Below are 23,928 nucleotides of genomic sequence, written 5' to 3'. Positions count from 1 at the left end.
TCAAATGATTTTAAATCAATTAAACTTATAACAGCAATAATATCATATAAACAAAATCTATTTATCATCAATAATTTTGTTTATTTTTAAATTTCCAAATATAATTTTGTATATTTACAAATACTATTGATTATTAAGACTTAAGATATGCCGTTTGCACCAGACAAAACAGATTTAAAAATTCTTAAACTATTACAAGAGAATGGCCGGATTACCAATTTGCAATTAGCATCCAGTATCGGGCTCTCTCCTGCACCAACTTTAGAACGTGTAAGAAAACTTGAGAATTCAGGCTTCATCAAGAGTTATCATGCTTTTGTTGACGAAGAAAAATTAGGACTAGGCATAAAATCCTTTATACAGATCTCACTGGACTTCCATACACACAATGCAATTCCAGAATTTGTCGCTGCCGTAAAAATGATTCCGGAGGTAACTGAGTGCCACCATGTCACCGGTAATTGCGATTTTATTCTCAAGGTCTACGTAAAAGATATAAAAGCCTATGAAGGTGTTATCATGGAAAAGATCGCCAAGATTCCTTTTGTAAAGACATTCCAAACTATGATGATTATGTCCACAAGCAAAAAGGAACCAATCATTCCATTGGAATACTAAAGAAAAGCCTATGAAAACATCATCCCAATATCAGGATCTTGCAATGATCCTTGCTTGGCCTGATGCTACGATCCGTGGTGACGAAGCATGGATGATGTTTTTCAGGAAAATAGGCCTTGTTAAAAATTTAAACTTTAAAGTCGGCCACACGGGAATCGTCCTGATCGAACGCGTTACAGGCAGGCTTTGTTTCTATGATTTTGGCCGATATATCACCCCAAGAGGCTACGGAAGAGCACGTTCAGAAGATTCCGACCCAAAACTAACGATTAAACTTAAAGCACAAATTGAACGGAACCAGATTCTAAACCTACCTGAAATTGTCCGGTATTTTGAAGAAATGAAAGGTGCCATGCAGGGCGTCGGTGATCTTTATTTTTCCATTGTCCAAAAAATAGATTTTTATCGCGCAAAAGCTTTTGCTGATCAATGGGTGCGCCGGGGATCATACCCTTATGGCGCCGTAGCGTACAATAACAATAATTGCTCCCGATTTATTGTAAGACTCCTTATCCATGCCTCCAAAAAGTTTCATTTCTGGCATCCGATCAATTTCCCGGAAACCATAAAAGCAAGCCCATTGAGCAATATCGTCAACTCTTCCTCCGACAAGTCAGTCTATAGATATACCACATCAGGCGACCTGCAACTTATAAAAATGGGACGACTCACATCACTACTATTTCTTCTTAAAAAACTAAGAAGTAATATTTCCGCTCGTTGCGCCGGAGCGTTACCTGAAGATATTACAATTGGTGGAATGCTACAGCAAGATAAGCCTTGCCATCTCCCAGCCAGCGTACAATACTTAGGCGGTGTCGGCGAGGGAGCCTGGTTCCACATAGACCCCATTAGTGCGAATCGGGCTATCATACATCGATTCACGCAACAAGGAGAGCATGAATACAGTGTTCTGGGAGAAACGAAGCAGCCCGTGGATTTTGAAAGCTCCTATCAGATCACCTATGACAGCCACTTTCTATTCAGTCATCTACGACAAAACAAGAATATCATTCGAGTCGAACATATTCATGTTTTGGCAATTGGTGAAACCGGCATTACCGCCCATGACAAATACGCTTAGGCCAAACGCCAATCAATAGGAGTCTTACCATGCGCTATCAAATATTGATTTGCCTTTGAAAAGTGCCTGCTCCCAAAAAAGCCCCTGTAAACTGAAAGCGGCGATGGGTGTACGGCTGTCAAAATAAGATGCTTACGCGCGTCAATCAATACACTTTTCTTTTGTGCGTAGCTGCCCCAAAGCAGAAAGACCACATGCTCACATCGTTCGGAAATCGCATGTATAATACTGTCTGTAAAAACTTCCCAACCTCTTTTCTGGTGTGAACCCGCCAAATGTGCCTGCACAGTCAGCGTTGCATTAAGCAACAATACACCTTGCTTGGCCCAGGCCGTCAGATCCCCTGATCGAGGTTCTACAAATCCTTCAATATCATCCTGTAATTCCTTAAAAATATTCTTTAAAGACGGCGGCAATACGATTCCTTCTGGCACAGAAAAAGACAAACCATGCGCCTGACCATCATTGTGATACGGATCCTGCCCCAGAATAACAACTTTAACATCTTCGAGCGGCGTCAGTTTAAAAGCATTCATCACCAGATTAGCTGGCGGAAACACCTTTGCCCGTTGACGTTCCTCTTGTACGAAGGCAGACAATTGTTTCATATAAGGCTGGCTGAACAAAGGTTTCAGCACTGGAGACCAAGAATCATCATATAGCTTTTCCATAAACCAAACTTAGAAAAAGTTGTATGCAATGGCAAATTTATTCCCCGATCGCTGTTCATAAAGCACTTACGATAGCCGCGGAGTTATCTGCCATAAGATCATTTTGCCGATCGGCATGAACATGAAATGTATAATTTTACAAAATAACCACCTGAACAAGTTGCTTAAACGACGAAATTAACGGATATTTGCAGAATTAAATTGAACACAAATATTTTTTAAACAAAGATTTATGTCAAATCTCGTTAGAATCATCATTTGCAGTGCATTGCTGATTGGGACAGTTGCTTTATTTTGGACCGGAAATTGGGGATGGGGAATACTAGGCATCTTGATCACAATTCTTGGTTTTGTTACTGTATTTTTTCATGAATACATGCTTATCGCGCAATGGTACATGCGCAAACAAGATATGGCTGCTGCCGAAAAATGGTTAAGGAAAATCACGAATTATGAAAAACAATTAATTCCGCAACAACATGGTTATTACAACATGCTAATCGGATTGATCGAATCTCAACGTGCTCCAATGCAATCCGAAAAATATTTCAAAAAAGCACTGGCACTTGGACTTCATATGGATCACAATATCGCGTTGGCAAAATTAAGCTTAGCAGGCGTAGCTATGGCAAAACGTAATAAACGTGAGGCTGAAAAATTACTTCAAGAAGCAAAAAAAGCAGACAAAAATAAACTGTTAGCTGATCAAATAAAAATGATGAAAGATCAAATGGGTATGTTGGATAAACAACAGATCCGTTACAATAGATAAGAAATAAATTTCAAAAAGCTAAAAAAGCGCTGAATCTTTTATGATTCAGCGCTTTTTCTATTTTATCTAGGTCCGATCAACTATTTATTCAGCAAGATAGGGACTTCCAAAAATTTACCTTCCTCCTGGCTGCTCTCAAAAACAAGCTTGATACTAAGGGGTTTATCGGTCTTCTTCCAGTCTTTCACAATTACCTGGATATCTACAGGTTTATCCTCCTCAAGCAGGTAATGCAAATAGTTCTGTTTATCTTCAAAGCTGATCCGGACATTTCCCATCTGAATTGAAGAGAAAAAATGCGGCTGCTTCTTTTGGTCCAGAATCTGTGTGGAGAACGTATTCATTTTATACTCCCGAGGATCTGTACTATAGGAGATCGCGAATAAATTAATAACCAGCTCATTTGTTTCCTTATCCACATGAAACTCTTTTAAATCGAATTGAATATCATCCACCACCAGCAATGAATCCGCAGATTGCGCTTGCGCTGTGCCAGCAGTAAAACAAAGAACAAGTAGGATGACAGCACAATGGAAAAATTTAGCCATATATTATATTATTTAAAAAGCCACGCTAATCGTGGCTTCTATCTATTAAAAATCTATTGAAATCAAATTATGCACGCAAACGGTCAGCTGAGCGAATGAGTTTCTCATCCCGGCGTACTCCGCCCAATGCCAGCGCACAAAAAATAATGGATATTGGCAGCAAAAAGAAACCTACGCCAATATTACCTGCTCCCAAAAACTGACCGACAGTAGCAAGATGTGTGCTCGCGGATGAATAAAGCCAAATTGCGAAAAATATAATTGCCACAATCTCCACCCATATCAACAAAAGCTGTATCTTACGCTGCTTAAATTTGAAAATGGTGAAAATCGGAAGCAATCCCAATAGCGCTGCCACAATGGTCTGCAGGATATAACCAAAACCACCTTCATGGACAGGTTGCCCGGCAGTAACACCATAAACACCTGTTACCTTCACATTTTTCCCCAAACCGACTAAATCACTGTAATTTACGTAAGGGAATAAAAATAAGCCGAATATAATTAATCCTGCCACTAATAAATAAACAGTTTGGATACGTTGAATCATATTTTAATTTTTGTATATCAACAAATATAATAAGCTTTCTTTCTATTTAGAAATCAGAACAATCGAAAGCGCTATTTTGTTGCAAATTTTAAAAGATAAAAAACTCCCTTCCAGGCCACAGCACATTTGTATTGATGCCGAATTTTTCTTGGGAACCATTAAAGCGATCTTCCTTCAGTTCAATAATCGGGCATACCGCCCGCGCTCTTTTCGCATATCGATAGTGGTTACCTCATGGAGATCTTTTCAGAAAGCATTATCTTTACACAAAATTAAAAGATCATGCTATATATATATGGTGCAACAGCGCATGCAAAAACTGCTGTAGATGTAGCCGAAGATTTGGAAATCGAAATTGGAGGGCTTATTGACAAGTCACTGCTGATCGAGGATGTATTCGATTATGAGGTCCAGCTCCACCATCAGGTTAAAGATGCTGCAGAAAATTTCTTTGTTGCCGTTAAAAACCCGGGACTACGCGAGAGGATAGTATCCGAAAATCCGGAATGGAATTTTCAATCCTTAATTCATCCCAAAGCCTATGTTTCCAAAAGGGCTGAAATTGGCGAAGGATGTATTATTCTTCCTGGAGCAACAATAGCCCCCGATGTACAGATTGGTAACCATTGTATCATCTCAGGATCGGCAGTCATCGAAAGCAATACCATTATTGAAGACTTTGTGAACATCGGACCAAATGTTTCCATCGGCGCCAACGTACTGGTAGGCCGAGGCTCAGAAATCAAAGCTAACACCCATATCGAGGACGAAGAGACCATCCCCAAAGAGAGTGTCGTTTAAGGATTAAATTCCCGCAGAGTGAAACTGTAGATCGTACAGTTTTTTGTAGTAACCCTCGAAAGACAAAAGCTCTTGGTGTGTTCCAATCTCTTTTATTTCCCCTTTGTCCAAAACAATGATCTTGTCCGCCTTCTGAATGGTGGACAAGCGGTGGGCAATAACAATCGAGGTTCTTCCCCGCATTAAATTGTCGATCGCACTTTGGATCATTTCCTCAGTTTCGGTATCTACGGAGGAGGTAGCCTCATCTAAGATCAGGATTCTAGGGTCATGTACCAGCGCCCGTATAAAAGAAATTAATTGTGCTTGTCCTGCAGACAATGTCGCTCCTCTTTCCTTCACATCATAGTCATATCCACCGGGAAGTCGCATAATAAACTCATGTGCCCCAACTTCTTTGGCTGCTTCGATGACTTGTTCCCTCGAAATTGAGGGATCGCCCAATGTAATGTTATTGATGACGGTATCCGAGAAAAGAAACACATCCTGTAACACTGTCGCAATAGTATTTCTCAAATAATCAAGATCGTAATCGCGAATGTTTACACCATCCAGGAGGATTTCACCTTTATTGATTTCGTAAAACCGACTCAGGATATTGATGGTAGACGATTTACCAGCACCGGTAGCACCGACTAAAGCCAAAGTCTCACCAGGTTGTACACTAAAATTCACATCTCTCAGTACCCAACTCTCATCGTTATACGCAAACCATACATGTTTAAATGTGATTTCTCCCTTAATATGGTCTGGTTTTAATGTGCCCAGATTAGGAGTCATCTCATCGGTATCCAGAACTTCGAAAATGCGCTCGGCACTCACCATCCCCATTTGAAGTGTATTAAACTTGTCAATAAGCTCCCGAATAGGCCTAAAAATCATGTTGATATACATAATAAAGGCTACGACTACACCGGGTGAAATCACATCGCCCATAATCTGTTTGGCACCAAACCACACCAACAAGCCCAAAGAAATTGCCATGATAATTTCCAAAACAGGAAAAAAGATAGAGAAATACCAGTTGGTCCGGATATGTGCATTCCGATGCTGCGCATTAATTTCTTTGAATTTATCCATCTCTTGCTTTTCACGCGCAAAATATTGGATAATACCGACTCCAGTGATATGCTCCTGTAAAAAGGTATTCAAATTGGATACCCATTTCCTGACATCTATAAAAGCAGCTTTCATAGCCTCTTTAAATACGTAGGTTGCAGCAATCATCAAAGGCATCGGAATAAGCACGATTAACGTCAGTTTCCAGTCCGAATAGAACATAACACCCAATATCACTGCCAACTGCAGAAGATCGCCAATTATCTGGATCAATCCCTCCGAGAAGATATTGGAGAGTGTCTCCAAGTCGGATATCGTCCGTGTAATCAACTTTCCTAAGGCTGTACGGTCAAAATACTTAAGACGCAGCTGAACAATATGATTAAACACCTGGATGCGGATATCCCGGATAACAGACTGTCCCAGCGTATTTGTCATAAGGGTATGATAATAACGAATCAGGGTTTGCACCACGACCAAAGCCAGCATGGCCATGAGCATATAGGACAATCCCGCCGTATCAAAATTTAAGATATAGTTGTCTAGCGTATGCTGGATAAGCATCGGTAACGCTGGCGCCACTGCCGCCAATAGTATTGTTAAAACCACGGATATCCAAAATGCGACATGATAAGGTCGCATATAGCGACTCATACGCCGCAACAAATTGACATCATAGGTTTTACCTGTTATTTTATCTTGACTCACGTTAATATTTATATATAAGGGTAAGCTACTTCTGTTAAATACAATCCATGTGCCGGGACAGATACCCCAGCCTTGCCGCGATTTTTGCTTTTGATCACTTCCTGCATAAAAGAGGCCGGTCGACCCTTCAATCCAATCTCCAGCGAGGTCCCTACGATTGCACGAACCATGTTGCGCAAGAAACGATCCGCGGTGATATGAAATACCAGATCCTGCTCATTATGCCACAGCCATTCAGCCCTACGAATATCACAAATATTCGTAAACACCTGCGTATGAGACTTGCTAAAGCACTCGAAGTCTTGCTTGCCCAATAAAAATTGTGCAGCCTCGTTCATTTTGTCCACATCAGGGCGGTCACGCATGAAACAGGAATAAGGATAAATAAACGGATCTTTACGGAAATGCAAGTGGTACTCATAGGATCGATGTGTCGCATCAAATCGGGCATGAGCATCATCAGCCACTTCAATCAGCCTTTTAACCGCAACATCAAAAGGCAATAATGCATTAAGTGAATGGATAAAACGGTCAGGCTTTGTTAATATCCCTACAGCAGCTGCATCAAAATGAGCATACAATTGCTTCGCATGTACCCCCGTATCCGTCCGTCCTGCTCCAGTGGTCTCAATAGGCTCGCGTAACAATGTTGCCAATGCTTTATTCAATATTTCCTGTACCGAAATCGCATTGTTCTGAACCTGCCACCCATGATAAGATTGCCCAAAGTAGGCTATTTCTAAAAAAAAACGTTTTTTATCCATTATACGACACAAAGGTACATTTTTCAAAATGAGCTACATTTCCCCAAGGTATTATTTTGCTTATTTTCGTCAATATTTAATCCTCACATGACAAAACTTATAACTCCTTTTAGTTTTAATCTACAGGAATAAGGAAATTACTCAAGTCTAAGTTGTTACCAAATTTGGTTTGCGGCACCTTGAGCCCAGGTCGAGCCTACACAAGTCCACCTTTTTCAAGTGTACTTATGCTGCGCCTATAATATATCTATCAGATTTTCAAAGGCCATACCCCGCGAGGCTTTTAATAATACCGTAGCTCCGATAATCGGTCTTTCTTCCAGGGCGGCCTTCGCATCCAGGGTCGTTTCGAAAAATTCGGCATCATCATTTTTATGTTCAAAGAATGCCTTTCCGACAAAAATCTTTCGTTCAGCGAACATACTTCCTACATTATCCACGATTTTCCGATGCTCTTCAAAAGATTCGGCACCAAGTTCAAACATGTCCCCCAAAATAACCGCTTTCTTGTCGGCCTCAATAATTCGAATATTATCCAAAGCAGCAGCCATACTAGTGGCATTGGCATTATAATAATCACATATCACCGTGTTGTGGGGAGTTTTCATGATCTGGGAGCGATTATTTGTCGGAGTGTAGCCCGCAATACCGCAATTGATCTCCTGTGGCGAGATATCGAAATGTAAACCTACTGCTATCGCAGCCAAAAAGTTTTCTGTGTTGTATGAACCTGTAAGTTGCGTATCTATGATATAAGTCTGCGGATCTTCTTTCGTCCTCCACGAAATCTGTAACAACGGAGTTGCTTTCAACAATTTACCAATGACATCGTTGGTTTCGGAAAACCCATAAGTCACACTTTCTGCTATTTGCCGTGCCGCAGCCATTTCTCTTAGATGCGGGTTATCCGCCTGTAAAAAGAGTGTCCCTTGATGATCTTGTAACCAATCATACAGTTCGCCCTTTGTTCTTTTAACACCTTCAAAAGAGCCAAAACCTTCCAGATGCGCCTTTCCCACATTGGAGATCAGTCCGTGTGTTGGTTCAGCAACCTCGCATAAAAATGCAATTTCTCCCAAATGGTTGGCCCCCATTTCTATTATAGCGATTTCAATGGATGCATCAATAGCTAACAGTGTCAACGGAACGCCAATATGGTTGTTTAGATTCCCTTTTGTTGCATAAGTTTTATATTTCTGCGAGACAACGGAATACAATAATTCCTTTGTGGTTGTCTTTCCATTTGTTCCTGTTACACCAATAACGGGAATATTCAATTGTCTCCGATGATAATTTGCCAGATCCTGCAAGGTCTTCAATACATCGTCAACCAAGATATACTGTTCGCCTTTTTTATAAATTTCTTCATCAATAACGACATACTTCGCTCCGATTTCGAGTGCCTGTTCTGCAAACGTATTTCCGTTAAAATTTGCACCCTTCAGTGCAAAGAATATGCTATCTTTCTCAATCTTACGTGTATCTGTTGTAATATTTGGATACTTTTTATATGTCTGATATAACGATTGAATGTTCATGTTTAGAAATTTGATGAACAAATATAACCATTCTGCCCGATTTCAAATCAATAGGGATGTACTTCTCAATTATTTGGATTATAAACACAATCCCCGATAACGTTTGCGCATTTATTTTAATCAATTTTCTTTAACTAAGGCTTTAATATTGGTAATTTCATTGACCAATTAAACAGTTTGGAATGCGGACGATTATACTTTCACTTTTTTCACGTTCTTTCTTTCTTCTTGCTCCGGTAGCAAAAAGACAGGATGCATGTATTGGGAAAGATAGTTGCTGCAATTTCCCACCCATACAGGTATCGAATAAAAATCCCAGCCCTATGTCACAAAATCGTGTCAAATGGAAACATTTTTTAAAAGATAGAACAGCGGACAGCCTTAATTCCCGGCTTTTATTCAAGGATTGGACACCAATCTTACATTTAATTGCTAAGTAATGACCGGTAACGATTGCATAAGTTTTTCATCTAAGTTAGGAACAAAGAATGTACAATTGCTTTTACAAATAACCATTTTTAAACCAAAATGTAAAAAATGAATTCGTTTAAAAAGCACTATTCCCGTACATTGAAATCTGCTCTTGGATTATTGCTCGTGCTACCACAGCTGTGTATGGCCCAAGAACCTGCCCGTCCTATTATACAACAAGTCGAATTTAAGAAAGACACGTTAAATATTGGCAGTTATGGCGCTAAAGGTGACGGTCAATTTCTTAATACGGGGTCAATCAACCAAACCATCCGCACGTGTAGCGAACGCGGTGGCGGAGTGGTACTAGTCCCCGCCGGAATTTGGCTGACAGGGCCTATTGAAATGCAGAGCAATGTAAACCTGCACCTCAAACGAGACGCCGTCTTGCTTTTCACCAAGGACTTTGATCAATACAAGCTTGTTGAATCTAATTGGGAAGGCGAACCGGCTTGGCGCAATCAAAATCCGATATCAGGCAAGAACCTATATAATATTGCAATTACGGGCAATGGCATTATCGATGGCAATGGGGATGCCTGGCGAATGGTCAAAAAAAGTAAGCTTACAGCCTCCCAATGGAAAAATCTCGTTGCCTCAGGTGGCACGGTCGACACCAACAATGAGATTTGGTATCCCTCAGCGAGTTCATTGAAAGGTTCGAAAGAGAAGAAAGCAGGGGTAATTCGTCCGGGCACAACAATCGCTGACTTCAAAGATGTCAAAGATTTCTTAAGGCCCAATCTTTTGGTATTTACAAACTGTAAAAAGGTATTATTGGAAGGAGTCACTATACAAAACTCTCCCGCATGGAATGTACATCCCCTACTATGTGAAGATCTAACCTTACGCAAGCTCTCAATTCGTAATCCTTGGTATGGCCAAAATGGCGATGGTGTCGATGTCGAATCTTGCAAGAATGTTCTGATTGAGGATTGTACGTTTGATGTTGGTGACGACGGCATATGTATCAAATCAGGCCGGGATAAAGCCGGCCGTGACCGTGGCAAGCCAACCGAAAATGTAATTATCCGCAATAATGTTGTTTATCACGCACATGGTGGATTTGTAATTGGAAGCGAGATGAGCGGTGGCGCCCGCAATATTTGGGTGGAAGACTGTTCATTTGTTGGGACTGATATTGGACTTCGCTTCAAAACGACAAGAGGCCGTGGTGGAGTTGTAGAAAACATATTCATCAACAATATCAATATGATTGATATTCCCGGTGAGGCAATTCTATTTGACATGTATTATGCGGCGGTAGATCCCGTTCCACTGGCTGGAGAAAAAAGATCCTCCGTAAACACAGTAACGCTTCCGGTTACAGAAGAAACTCCGCAGTTTAAGAACTTTTATATCAAAAACATTGTGGCAAAAGGAGCATCAAAAGGAATTTTCCTACGTGGTCTTCCTGAAATGCATATTCAGAACATCTGGATTGAGCATGCGACCCTGGAAGCAAATAAGGGTATAGAAATCATTGAAGCTTCTCAGATTAATTTAAAAAACATTGTATTAAAGACAACTAAAAGCAATCCATTGATCGCCATCAACAATAGCTCTGCGATAAATCTAGATAATATCCAAGCATTGGACGCTCCAGAATTGTATATTGAGGTCGCAGGTGAGAAAAGCAGTGATATCCGCCTATCAAACTCCAACACAAAGGCGGCCAAGGCTGTCAGTCAATTTATAGCAGGAAGTACGAACAAATCCTTAACAATCAAAAATTAGGAACGCGATGAGAAAGTTATTTTTAATTCTTTTAAACCTTACAGCACTTGTTCCATTTTCAGGATTTGGCCAACAAAAGCCTTTTTCTGAGCAGATGGCCAACACGGTACTTGAACAGCTCTATCCGGATTCCTTATTCAACAGGACTGACAGATTTCCAAAATGGTCATACGACATGGGGGTTATTTTTGAAGGTCTGACAGATGTATGGCGCAATACGGCAGACGCTACTTATTTTAATTATATGCAGACGCGCATGGATGCTTATCTCAGCATTCCGGATTCTATTAAGAACTATAACGCGCAGGATTTCAATATCGATAATATTAAAAATGGCACAGCATTATTAACGCTTTACAAAGTGACCGGTAAAGAAAAATACCTTAAGGCCTGCCACCAATTATATGCACAGCTCCAAAAGCATCCACGAACAAATGAAGGGGGCTTTTGGCATAAGAAAATCTATCCCTATCAAATGTGGCTGGATGGCTTATACATGGGGCAACCTTTCTACGCAGAATATGCTAGCCTGATGAATATTCCTTCCGCTTTTGACGATATCGCTAACCAGTTTAGCTACATGGAAAAAAACTCCCGTGACGCGAAAACAGGCCTGCTGTATCATGGTTGGGATGAATCGAGAAAAGAACGCTGGTCTGACCCGAAAACAGGTTTGTCACCACATTTCTGGGCTAGAGGCATGGGCTGGTATGTCATGGCGCTTGTCGATGTACTGGACTATTTCCCGGAAGAGCATCCACGTAGACAAGAACTCATTGCTATCTTAAACAGAACGTTATCGGCAATCGTCAAATATCAAGATGCCAAAACCGGTGTCTGGTATGATATTGTAGACTTAGGTACCAGAAAAGAGAACTACCTCGAGTCTTCGGCTTCAAGTATGTTTGTCTTTGCATTAGCAAAATCGTTACGCAAAGGTTATATCCCGATTTCATTCCAACGCCATCTCGATCATGGTTACCAAGGGCTTGTGAAGGAATTCATTAGCGCTGCTGGAGAAAACCGTGTCAATCTCAATAAAACAGTCCAAGTGTCTGGCTTAGGCGGAAAAAAATATCGCGATGGCAGCTTTGCTTACTATATGAGCGAACCCGTTATTACCAATGATCCTAAGGGAGTTGGTGCTTTTATCCTTGCAGCATCAGAAGTTGAATTTGCGCAGGAACAAAAGGGTAAGAAACGGCGCACTGTCACATTGGATAATTACTTCAACAACGAATATAAAAAGACAGCGTCGGGGCAACTTAAACCCTATCATTATCTTTGGGATGGTGATGATAACAATGGATTTTCGCTGTTGGGCAGGATATTTGAAAAAAACGGGGGGCAATTAAATACATTAAAGACAGCTCCTACACGACAGAATCTCTCCAAATCCAATATTTATATTATCGTAGATCCCGATACAGAGAAAGAAACCGAACATCCACATTTCATGAATGGAACCGATGCCCAGCAGATTGCACAATGGGTTGAACAGGGTGGTGTACTCGTTCTTTTATTAAATGATAGCGGCAATTGCGAAATTACCAAATTCAATACCCTCGCACAGAAGTTCGGCATCACATTCAATGAAGACAGTCGCAATCGTGTTAAAGGAAATGAATTCCAGACCGGGGCAGTTCTTATCCCAAAAGGTAATACAGTATTTCCAAATACATCCAAAATATATGTCAAGGAGATTTCAACGTTACAAGTAAAAGCTCCTGCCCAAGTATTGATTCAAGAGAACGGCGATAACATCATTGCCACGGCGAAGTACGGAAAAGGAACTGTATTTGCAATTGGAGATCCATGGCTGTATAACGAATATACAGATGGGAGAAAACTGCCTCAGGAATATGAAAATTTTACTGCAGCGAATGATTTAGTGCGCTGGTTAATCAAGCAGATCAAGAACTAGAGCCATGAGAAAAACAGCTATCCTAAGTTTCATCGCGGTATCAGTGTTTCATCATCACTGTATTGGACATCCTTCGACTTCCAAAGATTCGTTAGCAGAAAAGATGCTTCAGTACCAGTTATCAAATGGAGCCTGGCCTAAACAGCTGGCCGACAAAAGTGTCGTTGACTACAAGCTGCCAATTACAAAAGAAATCCTGCAAAAGATTAAAAAAACAGCTATTGACCACGCCACGCTCGACAACAATGCGACAAGCCGGGAAATAAATGGATTGATCAAGGCTTTTAAGGAGACCAAAAATCCGGCTTATCTGACCGCCGCGGAAAAAGGTATTTCATATATCTTGTCGGCACAATATGAGAATGGGGGCTTTCCACAATATTATCCCAATAAATCACTCTATAGAGCTCAGATAACCTACAACGATAATGCCATGATTAATGCGTTATTGGTACTTTACAAAGTTGCCAATAAGCAAGAGGGCTTTGAATATGTCAACCCGATGTTTGTGTCAAAGGCGCAAACAGCAGTAGAAAAAGGTATAGCCTGTGTCCTGAAAACACAGGTCATACAAGACGGAAAAAGGGGTATTTGGGCTGCGCAATACGATCAGAATACGTTAATGCCCGCTCAAGCCAGAAAATTTGAACCTGCGTCATTAAGTACGAGTGAATCCGTTGCCATCGTTCGGTTTCTGATGATGCAACCTGTCACACCAATGATCCAGAGCGCTATCGATTCCGCAATACAATGGTTTCAGCAAAATGATATCGAAAGTTATCGTTTCGACCGCATGCAAGATAAGCTGACCGGGAAGTATGAACGTAGGCTTGTGGCTGATAGTAGTTCAACAATTTGGGCACGATTCTATGATTTGGTTGACAATCGTCCGCTCTTTGGAGATCGCGACGATACCGTCAAATACAATTTTGAGGAGGTATCCGAAGAGCGTAGAAATGGCTATGCCTGGTTCGGCAACTGGCCAGAGAAACTGATCGAAAAGGACTTTCCGAAATGGAAAAAACAACATAAAATTCAATAATAAATAGTTACCAGATGTTACTCACACAACATACTATAAATACAATTGGTTCGGATCTGGTCAGTAAGCCTACCGAATCATCTTTCTTTTATCCAGAAAAGATTCTTCAATTCGGCACGGGCGTACTGCTCAGAGGCCTACCAGATTATTTTGTCCATAAAGCCAATCAACAAAACCTGTTCTGCGGTAGAATCCTTGTTGTAAAATCAACAAGTTCAGCTGGTGCTGATGCTTTCGAACAGCAAAACAACTTATATACATTAGCTATTAAAGGCATAGAAGACGGTGAGGAAATTTCACATTACGAAATCAACAATTCCATTTCACGTGTGTTGGCGGCCAGCCAACATTGGTCAGAGATCCTAAAAAGCGCCGAAAATCCGGATCTTGAAATTGTCTTTTCCAACACCACCGAAGTTGGCATTGTCATGAGCGAAGATACGATCAATGACGCACCGCCAGCTTCTTTTCCAGGTAAACTTTTAGCCATTTTATATCGGAGATTTGTTTACTTCAATGCCGACAAAAATAAGGGTTTAACTATTGTTCCCACCGAATTGATCACGGACAATGGAACTAAACTGAAATCGATAATAAGGGATCTAGCTGAGCTGAATAAGCTTCCGAAAGAGTTTTTGAACTGGCTTGATACCGCCAATGACTTTTGCAACACGCTGGTAGACCGTATTGTCCCTGGAGCATTGCCTCTAGCGGAATACACGAAAACCAGTGCCTTACTGGGCTACGAAGATCAATTGATGATTATGGCCGAACCGTTTCGCTTGTGGGCGATAGAAGCTATTTCTGAACGTGTGCAACAACGTCTGTCCTTTGCCCTAGCGGACTCAAATGTATTGCTGGTTCCCTCCATTGAAAAATACAAGGAAATCAAACTGAGACTCCTCAATGGCACACACACGTTAAGTTGTGCCCTTGCTCTTCTTGCGGGCTTCAATACGGTAAAGGAAGCTATGCAAAATGCAGCATTCAATCAATTTATACGTCTTTTAATGCAAGATGAAATTGGTCCGGCAATATTAAGTGACAGTATTTCAGTTGCGGATACCAACGATTTCTCGTCGAAAGTAATCGATCGCTTTGCCAATCCTCACTTAGAGCACAAATGGGAATCCATTGCTTTGAATTACAGCTCAAAAATGGCTATGCGCAATATCCCGCTGCTAAAAAAGTGGTATACAGCCCACAATGAAGCTCCACAACTGTTTGCACTTGGCTTTGCGGCTTATCTCTATCTATTAAAATCGAAACTGAACGGCGATCAGTATACGCAGGTGGTTAATGGACGGACGATCGTACTTCAGGACGAATTGGCTCCAAGATTACATGCCGCCTGGACCAATCCAGATAAACTCGTCCATACTGTACTTTCAGATACGGATTTATGGGGAACCAATTTAACGGAATTTCCTCATTTTGAAGAAACAGTCAATCAGAAATTACAGCAGATCATTGAAGGAGGAGCATTAAAAGCGCTCGAAATCTCATCAGTTCTTGACAATAAAAAGGTATAAATAGCGCTACAGATGAAAAACAACGTATTAAAGATACATCCCAAAGACAATGTTTTGGTGGCCTTACAAGATCTCAAAAAAGGGGATGCGATCTCGTTTGAGGGCACGAATTATATTCTACAGGAAGATATTCCGGCCAAGCATAAATTTTTTATGCAAGACATGCACTTTGGTGACGAAATCCACATGTATGGTGTACTCGTCGGAAAGGCTCAATTTGATATCCCTCAGGGAAGCATCATGAATACAGACAACACCAAACATGCGGTAGAGCCTTATCATTTCAGACCTTCACACTATCACTGGGAAAAGCCTGATGTTTCAAAATTCGAAGGGAGGACTTTCAATGGTTATCTCCGCCCGGACGGCCGTGTTGGAACCGCAAATTACTGGTTATTTATTCCAACTGTCTTCTGCGAGAACCGCAATCTTGATGTTATCAAAGAGGCGCTGTATAATGAACTTGGCTATTCAGTCACTGGAAAATACAAGAGCTTCACCCATCAGCTGTTAAAAGCCTATGAAAAAGGTGAAACGTTAGGCCTTTCCTCATTAGACCAGCTTAACACGATTACCGAACAGTCTGACCGTGTATTCAAGCACGTGGATGGTATCAAATTTTTGAACCACCAGGGTGGTTGTGGCGGAATTCGACAAGATGCGGCCATCTTGAGTAAGTTGCTTGCGGCCTACGCCGACCATCCGAATGTCGCAGGCATTACGGTATTAAGTCTAGGCTGCCAAAATTTACAGCTGAATGATCTAGTCAATGACATTAAGCTACGTAATCCAAATTTTGATAAACCCTTGTACATGTTTGAACAGCAACAATCAAAAAGTGAGGAGCAATTGCTGAAAGAGGCGATACTACAAACTTTTATTGGGTTGACAGAAATTAACAAACTCGGTAGACAGCCGGTACCATTGAGCAAATTGACCTTGGGTGTGAAATGTGGTGGCAGTGATGGATTCAGCGGTATTTCAGCCAATCCTGCCGTAGGCTACACCGCAGACCTCTTGGTTGCTCTTGGCGGAAAAGTACTTTTGGCCGAATTTCCGGAACTATGTGGTGCCGAGCAAAATCTAATAGACCGTACCATCGATCCAAAGGCTGCCAATAAATTTATTGACCTCATGACTGCCTACAGCAATGCTGCAGAGGCTGTTGGTTCGGGTTTTTATATGAATCCATCTCCAGGCAATATCCGTGATGGGCTTATCACGGATGCTATAAAAAGTAATGGCGCCGCAAAAAAAGGTGGAACCTCTCCCGTTGTGGATGTTCTGGACTATACCGAGGAAGCAACAAAGCCTGGGCTTAACTTGGTTTGTACCCCCGGAAACGATGTGGAAGCAACGACTGGAAAAGCAGCTGCAGGCGCAACACTCATTCTGTTTACAACAGGCTTAGGTACCCCTACAGGTAATCCAATATGTCCGGTCATCAAAGTCGCAACAAATAATGTACTCGCCACCAGAATGGCCGACATCATCGATATCAATACCGGTCCTATTATAGACGGAGATAAATCGATCCAGGCCATGGGAGAGGACATTTTAGAATATTGTATCAAAGCAGCTAGTGGCGAAATAACACCTAAGGCTGTCCAATTAAACCAAGACGATTTCATACCTTGGAAAAGAGGTGTGAGTTTATAAAAATAAGATATTGTATGAAAGCTTTTTTAGACGACAACTTTTTATTAAACACAAAAACAGCCGAAGAGCTGTATCACAGCTATTCAAAGCATTTGCCGATTATTGATTATCACAATCACTTGATTCCGGAACAGATCGCTAATAATGTCAAATTTGATAACATTAGTCAAGTGTGGCTGCATGGTGATCATTATAAATGGCGAGCCATGCGTGCCAATGGGATCAATGAACGCTACATTACGGGCGATGCTTCGGATGAAGAAAAATTTATCAAATGGGCGGAAACTGTTCCTTATACATTGCGCAACCCATTGCATCACTGGACACACCTTGAGTTGCAACGTTACTTTGGCATCACAGATTTGCTATCCCCAAAAACGGCAGCCAAGATATACGCCGATACAGGTGCCTTATTACAACAAGATAGCCATTCGGTTCGTGGGTTACTGAAAATGATGAATGTTGAGGTCGTTTGTACCACTGACGATCCGATCGATAGTCTCGAGTTTCACCAACAATTCGCCAAGGAGAAAGAATCATTCAAGATGCTTCCCGCATTTCGTCCTGATAAAGCCATGAACTCGGATGATATCATTGCGTTGAATCAATACATCGATAAACTGGAAGAGGTCAGCGATATCCAAATCAATAATCTTGGAGATTACTTGAAGGCATTAAAAGCAAGACATGATTTCTTTGCCGCCAACGGATGTAAAGTATCGGATCATGGCCTGGAACAAATCTATGCAGAAGATTATACCGAACAGGAAATCGTGACGATCTTTGATAAGATTCGTACAAAAAAGGAGATCTCTTTGGCCGAAAATCTGAAATTCAAATCCGCAATGCTGATTTATTTTGCAGAATGGGATCATGAAAAAGGCTGGGTTCAACAATACCACTTAGGAGCATTACGCAACAACAATGCCCGTATGCATCGCTTGATCGGACCAGATACAGGTTGGGACTCCATCGGAGATTTTAGCCAGGCACGTGCATTGTCAAATTTTTTGAATAAATTAGACAATCATGACAAGCTAACCAAGACAATCTTGTATAATCTCAATCCTGCGGACAATGAACTTATTGCGACTATGATTGGGAATTTCAACGATGGTTCTATCAAGGGAAAAATCCAGTTTGGTTCTGCTTGGTGGTTTTTAGACCAAAAAGATGGCATGACAAAACAAATCAATACACTGTCAAATATGGGTTTATTAAGCCGCCTTGTTGGTATGTTGACCGATTCCAGAAGCTTTCTTTCTTTCCCAAGACATGAATATTTCAGAAGATTATTGTGTGACATCTTTGGGCAGGACATCGAAAAGGGAGAGATACCAAATGATATCGAATGGGTAGGGAAAATCATAACGGATATCAGTTATAATAACGCGAAAGAATATTTTGAATTTTAATGAACATGCAGGGTAAAGTTTTAAGCTTTGGAGAATTGTTGTTGCGGATCTGTCCCGACATCGAACAAGATTGGATTGAGCAGCACCGGTTGCCTTTCTACGTGGGGGGAGCAGAACTAAATGTCGCCACAGCCTTGGCATTGTGGAATGTACCATCATCCTATTTATCCGCAATTCCTCAAAATGCCATCTGTGAAGGTATTGACAACTACCTGCAACGCAGAAATATAGACACCTCGGCTATGCTCTGGACCGGCGAGAGATTAGGGATTTACTATCTCCCAAAAGGAAAAGATCTAAAAAATGCCGGTGTCATCTATGATCGTGCGAATTCTTCGTTTGCGAACCTCAAAGTAGGCAGTATTAATTGGGAAGAGGTTTTTGCCGATGTCAAATGGTTTCACTTTTCAGCTATCTGTCCTGCTATTAGCCAAGATATTGCTGATCTATGCCAGGAAGCAGTTATAAAAGCACAGGAGAAAGGTATTTTTGTATCATTGGACCTTAACTACCGCGCCAAGCTTTGGAAATATGGGAAAGCACCGAAAGAAATTATGCCCCAAATTGCCAAATATTGCAATTTAATCATGGGGAATATCTGGGCTGCACACCAAATGCTCGGCACGCAGCTAGACGAAAAGTTCCTAACTTCTTCTTCCGGGTATCAGGAAGAAGATTTACTGGCACAAGCAGATCGTACAAGCAAAGAGATCATTTCCGTGAATCCGATTTGTCAATATGTGGCCAACACCTTTCGTTTTGACCATCAAAGCAAGGGAATCAAATATTATACTACGCTGTTTGACAAAGACAGCCTGATTAAATCAACGGAATATACTGCCGAAGAAATTTTGGATAAGGTAGGTAGTGGTGATTGCTTTATGGCAGGCCTGATTTATGGCTTATACTCCAACCTTTCTCCGAAGGAGACCCTAGAGTTTGCAACACTTGCCGCATTTGATAAACTGTTTATCGCCAGCGATGCGACAACAAGTACAGTGGAAGATATAAAAAATAGAATGATAGCATGAATTTGAAAGAAATTGTATTAAATAAAATCATTGAACAAGGGATACTTCCTTTGTTCTTCCATCACGATAAAGCCGAAAGTATAGCTATTCTGCGGACCTTATACCAGGCCGGTATACGTGTCTTTGAATTTACAAACCGTGGTCCCGAAGCATTAACAGTTTTTGAAAGCTTAGTTGCCGCAAGAAACCTCGACATGCCTGACCTTTACTTGGGTATAGGTACCATCAAATCGGTTGAAGAAGCGCAACAGTTTCTGCAAATCGGTGCCGATTTTATTGTCTCTCCGATTGTAAATCCTTTGGTCGGTTCGCTTGTGCATGAGCAACATAAATTATGGATCCCGGGATGTATGACCCCAACAGAAATCTATACGGCGCAACAGCAACAAGCAGCTCTTATAAAATTGTTCCCTGCAAATATGCTGGGGCCAGCATTTATGTCATCCATACGGGACCTTTTTAAAGGTCAGAAATTTATGCCTACGGGGGGGGTAGAAATCGAAATGGAAAACTTAAAAGCATGGTTCAAATCCGGTGTATGCGCAGTAGGGATGGGCAGCAAGTTAATTGACCCTAAAGACACAGGCAATTTATTTGAGAATACTAAAAAGGCACTTGACTTCGTCTCGAAGGCACGATAACAGTAAAATCCCTCTGGTACTGGCTTCAAAAAGCAAATATCTGGAGGGATCTTATTGACGTGAAGAAACAGACACTTACACTAAAAATAAACTATTAAACCCATTATGATTAACACGGAGAAAAAGGGTAATTACCGTTGGGTAATATGCTCCCTACTATTTTTTGCTACTACAATCAATTACTTGGACCGCCAGGTGCTATCCCTGACCTGGAAGGATTTTATTAGCCCCGAATTTCATTGGACAAATACGGACTATGGTAACATTACGGCACTGTTTTCAATCTTTTATGCCATCAGTATGTTATTTGCAGGTCGCTTTGTGGATTGGATGGACACAAAAAAAGGTTTTCTATGGGCAATTGGAATCTGGTCCATTGGTGCAATACTGCATGCCTTCTGTGGTATAGCGACATCAGGAATTGTTGCTGGTGAATGGTTCGTTGGTTTCGAAGGCGCAAAAGAGGCAATTTCTCATGTGAACAATGTCGGCTTAATCATCAGTGTGAGTGTCAATCTATTTATCTTTGCCCGCTTTGTTCTTGCGGTCGGAGAGGCTGGGAATTTTCCTGCTGCGATTAAAGCCACCGCGGAATATTTTCCAAAAAAAGACCGCGCCCTCTCGACGAGTATCTTCAATTCAGGCGCAACTATTGGTGCACTAGCAGCTCCCCTAACCATTCCTGTAATCGCCGCACATTGGGGTTGGGAAATGTCTTTCATCATCATCGGTGCATTAGGATTTGTCTGGATGGGTTTTTGGATGTTTCTCTATAAAAAGCCAAACGAAAACCCAAAAGTCAATGCGGCCGAACTGGCATATATCAATCAAGATGACCATGAACAGCAGATCACACCTGCCGGCGATACCAAACTTCCAAGAACGACCATCTCTGAATGCTTAAAATATAAGCAAACCTGGGCATTCGTCTTTGGGAAATTTATGACCGACGGAGTCTGGTGGTTTTTCTTATTCTGGATGCCGGCTTATCTTTCTGCTGTCTACGACATAAAATCATCAGATACAGAAGGACAGCTCGCAATTTTTGTGCTCTACGCAATTACCATGTTATCTATTTACGGTGGATGGCTACCAACCTATTTTGTTGACAAAAAAGGGATGAACGCTTACGAAGGGCGCATGAAAGCCATGTTGTTGTTTGCTTTTGTACCATTGGTCGTACTCTTTGCACAACCTCTGGGACATATCTCCTATTGGATACCTGTCATTCTTATCGGTTTCGCCGGGGCCGCACATCAGTCCTGGTCCGCCAATATCTTTTCGACTATTGGAGACTCTTTCCCAAAACGCTCCATTGCAACCGTTACTGGAATTGGGGGACTTGCGGGAGGTGTAGGAGCCTTTATTATCAACAAAACATCAGGATGGCTATTTGATTATGCCAAAGAAACTCAGATGACTTTTATGGGCTTCAAAGGAGAGGAAGCAGGTTATTTCATCATCTTTTCTTTCTGTGCCATTGCCTATTTAATTGCATGGGTCGTAATGAAAACACTAGTTCCTAAACTTATTTTAATAAAAAATTAACATATATTGCAAAATTTATATTATATTAGCAATATCTTTATAAATATCAATCTAAACCATTTTTAAAAACAATGAGCTTAAACTTAGAAGGTATCTTCTACGAGGAGAAAGACATTCCCGCAGAATTTACGCTCGACGAACAGGTCGATCAAAGAGAGTTCCTTTCCAATGGAGAAATGATTTCTTGGACGGGTCAAGTAAACGAAGTTTTTTCACCTATTTGTGTAAAGACCAAGGATGGCTTGAAACGTAAGCGCATCGGTAGTTTCCCTGTTTGTACAGAAAAAGAGTCCATGGAAGCCTTAGACGCTGCTGTAAAAGCATACGACAATGGCCGTGGAGAATGGCCGACAATGAGCGTTGCCGATCGTATTACTTGTGTTGAAAATTTCACACAAAAAATGATCGCCAAGAAGGACATTGTCGTCAAGCTTATTATGTGGGAAATTGGCAAATCCTACGCTGACTCCGTGAAAGAATTTGATCGTACGGTAGAATACATCTATGCAACGATCGATGCACTGAAAGATATAGACCGCGATTCTTCACGTTTTCAAATCGAACAAGGCATCGTTGCCCAAATCAGAAGATCTCCATTAGGAGTCGTACTCTGTATGGGGCCATTCAATTATCCGTTGAATGAGACATTTACAACATTGATTCCTGCATTGATCATGGGAAATACCATGTTATTCAAACCACCTAAACATGGTACGTTATTACACTACCCTTTATTAGAAGCTTTTAAAACAAGTTTCCCTAAAGGTGTTGTCAATACGATCTATGGCCGTGGCAATAAAATTGTCCCTAGTCTAATGCAATCGGGAAAAATCAATGTCTTAACGCTAATCGGTTCAAGCCGTGTAGCTGATGAACTTAAAAAATTGCATCCAAAAGTGAATCGTCTCCGTGCAATTCTTGGTTTGGACGCAAAAAATGCAGCAATCATTACCAAAGATGCAGATTTGAACCTAGCAGTTTCTGAAACAGTATTGGGTTCACTTTCATTCAATGGTCAACGTTGTACTGCGCTTAAAATTATCTATGTGCACCGTAGCTTGGCACAAGAGTTCCTGAAACGGCTTTCTGCTGAAGTTGCTAAATTGAAATATGGAATGCCTTGGGAAAAGGGAGTATCTTTGACTCCGCTTCCTGAAATCAATAAACCGGCATATTTGACTGAATGCATTGAAGATGCAAAAGCATACGGTGCGAAAGTAGTGAATGAGAATGGTGGCCAAGCCGCTGAATCGTTCTTCTATCCGGCGATTGTTTATCCTGTCAATTCACAGATGAAACTTTATAGAGAGGAACAGTTTGGTCCAGTTATCCCGGTCGTTCCTTTTGATGACCTGGAAGAACCTATCGAATACTTAATTGGCTCTTCGCATGGACAACAAGTAAGTATTTTCAGCAATAACGCAGCTGTTGTTTCATCGCTTATTGATCCACTGGTCAATCAAGTGAGCCGTGTAAACATCAATTGTCAATGCCAACGCGGCCCGGATACTTTCCCTTTCACAGGTAGAAAGGACAGTGCTGAAGGAACGTTGTCAGTAGTTGATGCCTTGCGTTCATTCTCCATACGTTCTCTAGTGGCCACAAAGTTCACTGAGGAAAACAAGAAATTGTTAAATGAAATCGTGAGTGAAAATGAATCAAATTTCTTAAGCACGAAATACATTTTCTAGTATACGGCCGATAAAAAAGCGACATCGAAATGATCGATGTCGCTTTTTTCTGAAAATCCATTTTTTCAGAAATTCTCCAAGCACATTTTCATATCTACTGCATCTTTTATGACAGCCCCCCTGT

General features: G+C 41.2%; 20 protein-coding genes. 14 read left to right on the top strand and 6 right to left on the bottom strand.

Annotated elements, in window-relative coordinates; genetic code table 11:
* The first annotated feature begins 147 nt into the window (after positions 1 to 147).
* Both HMAT_RS14395 and HMAT_RS14390 read left to right on the top strand, forming a co-directional pair.
* Positions 148 to 618, top strand: coding sequence for an Lrp/AsnC family transcriptional regulator (locus HMAT_RS14395; RefSeq protein ID WP_028071042.1), 471 nt, complete (start codon positions 148 to 150; stop codon positions 616 to 618).
* A gap of 10 nt (positions 619 to 628) precedes the next feature.
* Positions 629 to 1,702: a DUF6695 family protein gene (locus HMAT_RS14390; RefSeq protein WP_104383564.1), complete on the top strand. Its 1,074-nt coding sequence runs from the start codon at positions 629 to 631 to the stop codon at positions 1,700 to 1,702.
* Here HMAT_RS14390 and ung read toward each other — a convergent pair.
* Entirely contained in the window at positions 1,699 to 2,373 is a 675-nt protein-coding gene (gene ung, locus HMAT_RS14385; RefSeq protein ID WP_104383563.1) for a uracil-DNA glycosylase, read from the bottom strand. The two genes, HMAT_RS14390 and ung, sit on opposite strands and share 4 nt — an antisense overlap.
* 232 nt (positions 2,374 to 2,605) lie before the next feature.
* Between ung and HMAT_RS14380 the strand changes: the two genes are divergently transcribed.
* The gene (locus HMAT_RS14380) at positions 2,606 to 3,145 is read left to right on the top strand and encodes a lipopolysaccharide assembly protein LapB (RefSeq protein ID WP_104383562.1); all 540 of its coding nucleotides are present in this window, start codon (positions 2,606 to 2,608) and stop codon (positions 3,143 to 3,145) included.
* An 80-nt stretch (positions 3,146 to 3,225) separates the two neighbouring features.
* On the opposite strand, the gene HMAT_RS14375 is transcribed toward HMAT_RS14380, so the two are convergent.
* On the bottom strand, positions 3,226 to 3,693 hold the full coding sequence (locus HMAT_RS14375; protein ID WP_104383561.1) for a hypothetical protein: 468 nt from the start codon (positions 3,691 to 3,693) through the stop codon (positions 3,226 to 3,228).
* A gap of 67 nt (positions 3,694 to 3,760) precedes the next feature.
* Complete coding sequence (locus tag HMAT_RS14370) at positions 3,761 to 4,243, bottom strand: DUF4293 domain-containing protein (protein WP_104383560.1); 483 nt, start codon at positions 4,241 to 4,243, stop codon at positions 3,761 to 3,763.
* 282 nt (positions 4,244 to 4,525) lie between these two features.
* Here HMAT_RS14370 and HMAT_RS14365 point away from each other — a divergent pair, with 282 nt between their 5' ends.
* Positions 4,526 to 5,044, top strand: a complete 519-nt coding sequence (locus tag HMAT_RS14365; protein WP_104383559.1) for an acetyltransferase — start codon at positions 4,526 to 4,528, stop codon at positions 5,042 to 5,044.
* Between the two features lie 3 nt (positions 5,045 to 5,047).
* Here HMAT_RS14365 and HMAT_RS14360 read toward each other — a convergent pair whose 3' ends face one another.
* The 3 genes from HMAT_RS14360 to murF all read right to left on the bottom strand — a co-directional run bounded on the left by HMAT_RS14360 (position 5,048) and on the right by murF (position 9,113).
* Positions 5,048 to 6,811: an ABC transporter ATP-binding protein gene (locus HMAT_RS14360; RefSeq protein ID WP_104383558.1), complete on the bottom strand. Its 1,764-nt coding sequence runs from the start codon at positions 6,809 to 6,811 to the stop codon at positions 5,048 to 5,050.
* A gap of 8 nt (positions 6,812 to 6,819) precedes the next feature.
* Entirely contained in the window at positions 6,820 to 7,575 is a 756-nt protein-coding gene (gene truA / locus HMAT_RS14355; protein ID WP_104383557.1) for a tRNA pseudouridine(38-40) synthase TruA, read from the bottom strand.
* A 236-nt stretch (positions 7,576 to 7,811) separates the two neighbouring features.
* Positions 7,812 to 9,113: a UDP-N-acetylmuramoyl-tripeptide--D-alanyl-D-alanine ligase gene (gene murF, locus HMAT_RS14350; RefSeq protein WP_104383556.1), complete on the bottom strand. Its 1,302-nt coding sequence runs from the start codon at positions 9,111 to 9,113 to the stop codon at positions 7,812 to 7,814.
* Between the two features lie 537 nt (positions 9,114 to 9,650).
* On the opposite strand from murF, the gene HMAT_RS14345 reads away from it, so the two are divergent.
* The 10 genes from HMAT_RS14345 (at position 9,651) to HMAT_RS14300 (ending at position 23,804) form a co-directional block, all read left to right on the top strand.
* Positions 9,651 to 11,321 (top strand): glycoside hydrolase family 28 protein, encoded by a 1,671-nt coding sequence (locus tag HMAT_RS14345; RefSeq protein ID WP_104383555.1) that lies wholly within the window; start codon positions 9,651 to 9,653, stop codon positions 11,319 to 11,321.
* A 7-nt stretch (positions 11,322 to 11,328) separates the two neighbouring features.
* Positions 11,329 to 13,245, top strand: coding sequence for a glycoside hydrolase family 88 protein (locus HMAT_RS14340; protein WP_104383554.1), 1,917 nt, complete (start codon positions 11,329 to 11,331; stop codon positions 13,243 to 13,245).
* A gap of 4 nt (positions 13,246 to 13,249) precedes the next feature.
* On the top strand, positions 13,250 to 14,287 hold the full coding sequence (pelA, locus tag HMAT_RS14335; RefSeq protein WP_104383553.1) for a pectate lyase: 1,038 nt from the start codon (positions 13,250 to 13,252) through the stop codon (positions 14,285 to 14,287).
* 14 nt (positions 14,288 to 14,301) lie between these two features.
* Positions 14,302 to 15,819 carry a tagaturonate reductase gene (locus HMAT_RS14330; protein ID WP_104383552.1) on the top strand — a complete coding sequence of 506 codons (1,518 nt, stop codon included), beginning with the start codon at positions 14,302 to 14,304 and terminating at the stop codon, positions 15,817 to 15,819.
* A gap of 12 nt (positions 15,820 to 15,831) precedes the next feature.
* A complete protein-coding gene (locus HMAT_RS14325) occupies positions 15,832 to 17,478 on the top strand; it encodes a UxaA family hydrolase (RefSeq protein WP_104383551.1) in 1,647 nt (548 codons plus the stop codon).
* A 14-nt stretch (positions 17,479 to 17,492) separates the two neighbouring features.
* Positions 17,493 to 18,893, top strand: a complete 1,401-nt coding sequence (gene uxaC, locus HMAT_RS14320; RefSeq protein WP_104383550.1) for a glucuronate isomerase — start codon at positions 17,493 to 17,495, stop codon at positions 18,891 to 18,893.
* A 5-nt stretch (positions 18,894 to 18,898) separates the two neighbouring features.
* A complete protein-coding gene (locus HMAT_RS14315; RefSeq protein WP_233789311.1) occupies positions 18,899 to 19,924 on the top strand; it encodes a sugar kinase in 1,026 nt (341 codons plus the stop codon).
* Positions 19,921 to 20,565 (top strand): bifunctional 4-hydroxy-2-oxoglutarate aldolase/2-dehydro-3-deoxy-phosphogluconate aldolase, encoded by a 645-nt coding sequence (locus HMAT_RS14310; protein WP_104383548.1) that lies wholly within the window; start codon positions 19,921 to 19,923, stop codon positions 20,563 to 20,565. The genes HMAT_RS14315 and HMAT_RS14310 overlap by 4 nt, the downstream gene beginning before the upstream one ends.
* 105 nt (positions 20,566 to 20,670) lie before the next feature.
* Positions 20,671 to 22,113, top strand: coding sequence for an MFS transporter (locus HMAT_RS14305; RefSeq protein WP_371412050.1), 1,443 nt, complete (start codon positions 20,671 to 20,673; stop codon positions 22,111 to 22,113).
* A 71-nt stretch (positions 22,114 to 22,184) separates the two neighbouring features.
* Positions 22,185 to 23,804: an NADP-dependent glyceraldehyde-3-phosphate dehydrogenase gene (locus tag HMAT_RS14300; RefSeq protein ID WP_104383547.1), complete on the top strand. Its 1,620-nt coding sequence runs from the start codon at positions 22,185 to 22,187 to the stop codon at positions 23,802 to 23,804.
* The last annotated feature ends 124 nt before the right edge of the window (positions 23,805 to 23,928 follow it).

The sequence above is a fragment of the Sphingobacterium sp. HMA12 genome, assembly GCF_002933815.1.
Classification (GTDB): domain Bacteria; phylum Bacteroidota; class Bacteroidia; order Sphingobacteriales; family Sphingobacteriaceae; genus Sphingobacterium.
This window is presented reverse-complemented; position numbering and strand designations above follow the sequence as displayed.